Here is a 1,913-nt window from a genome sequence, read left to right on the forward strand (position 1 = left end):
AAATGTGATATGTAATAAGGCAGCTTGCAGACCGCGTTTTTACATTCTATTACATTTGGAGGTTTTTTGTTTCCGTTTTAGAAAATTATCGCTAAAGCTATTACTGAACCCCCGGACTATCCGGGGGTTTTCTTTTTACAAAAATCGTCGCCCCCTCAGGGGCGACACCTTCCCGCAATCCGCAATCCGCCTTCCGCCATCCGAAAAACGTAACTGACTCAAATCGTCTTATCTGACAAGTGACTCAGTACCCCCGTATCTGCCCTTCATGGCTCAAGTCGAAAATGGGCCCGTAAGCCGCATTGGCCAGGCCTTTGACGGCCCAGACGCAGTTTTGGGTGGCGGAATAAATATAGCGGTCTTCCACGGGAATGACATGTTTTGCTGCCCGCATGTTTGCAATCGCCGGATTGGCAAGGAAATCGTCCCGGTATTTCGAAGCTCCCGTCGTATCCGAGGCCCGGTCGGTAGAAACGAAAAGCATATCCGGATCGGTTTTTATAACCAGTTCCGTAGAAGTGGCCTGGCCATTCACTCCTCCTGCCAGAGCGATGGCATTATCGATTCTGGCGCGGGTTAAAAGTTCATCGAACATGGACCCGGGGCCCCCATAGCGGGTCATCTGGGAAACGAGATAGACCACCGGTTTTTTCCCTTTTTCTGCAGAGAGCCGTTTATCTATTTCTGCAAGGTGGACGTCCATTTTCCTGATGACATTTTCGCCCCGTTCTTTTTCATCCACCGCCGAAGCAATGATTCTGAGGTCATCTTTGACCTGCTGAATAGAGCGGGGTCCGTCTATGACAATGACTGGAATTCCCAGATTGCGATACATATCCAGTTCATTTCCATTGGTATAGGTCGATGCCACAATGAGATCCGGTTTTACTTTTGTTACGATTTCCATGGAAAGTCCTGCGAGGGGAACGGTCATGGGGATATCTTTTGTTTCTTCGGAAATATAGGAAATCGCCGGATCCCTGTCTGCTTCGGTGGCTGCCACCAGTTTATCTTTTGTCACGACAGATAAAAGCATCGTATCGATGGAAGCTGAATTTCCCAGAATCCGCTCCGGCTTTTTCGGGATTTTCACTTCATTTCCTGTGGCATCCTTCACCACATAGCCTTTTCCGGCAGAAGGGGCCATGGATTTCATGCCGCAGCCCGAGAGGGGAGCAGCAAGGAGGAAAGCAAGGCAGAGTGCGGAAATTTTCATCATTTACCTCCTGTGGAAATCTAATCTCTCTTTCATTATATTTCATCACCGTTCCTGCTTCCACCATCCGCAGAGAAAAATTCCCCCATCCGGAATCAAAATAAAAAGGACCGTTCAAAGAACTGCCCTTTTAAACTGCAGATCACAGGTCAAAGAATACTCCCGCAGCACGATAATGATCCGAGCCGGTTTGCCTCCAAAGTCCCGAGCCTCTATCCGAAGGCAATTCCCCCTTCACGATATCCGCTCCAGTCGATTTGCCTCCAAAGTCTCGAGTCTCTATCCACAGGCAAAATCCCCCTTCACGATATCCGCTCCAGTCGAACTGCCTCAAAAGTCTCGAGCCTCTATCCGCAGGCAATTCCCCCTTCACGATATCCGCTCCAGTCGAACTGCCTCAAAAGCCTGAGCCTCTATCCGCAGGCAATTCCCCCTTCACGGTATCCTTTCCAGTCGGACTGCCTCCAAATCCCGAGTCTCTATCCGCAGGCAATTCCCCCCTTCACGGTATCCTTTCCAGTCGATTTGCCTCCAAAGTACCAAGTCTCTATCCACAGGCAAAATCCCCCTTCACGATATCCGCTCCAGTCGAACTGCCTCAAAAGCCTGAGCCTCTTGTAAATGTCAAGATAAGAATGTACATTTTTTTCAACTTAAGAATGTACAAAAATATCAAGATAAGCGTGTACGAATTATT

General features: G+C 48.7%; 1 protein-coding gene. It reads right to left on the reverse strand.

What is annotated here, in order from left to right:
- Nucleotides 1–244: 244 nt before the first annotated feature.
- Complete coding sequence (locus VZT47_RS10185; protein WP_330224849.1) at nucleotides 245–1,219, reverse strand: ABC transporter substrate-binding protein; 975 nt, start codon at nucleotides 1,217–1,219, stop codon at nucleotides 245–247.
- Between the last annotated feature and the right edge of the window lie 694 nt (nucleotides 1,220–1,913).

This window comes from Dialister sp., assembly GCF_036343215.1.
GTDB lineage: Bacteria > Bacillota > Negativicutes > Veillonellales > Dialisteraceae > Dialister.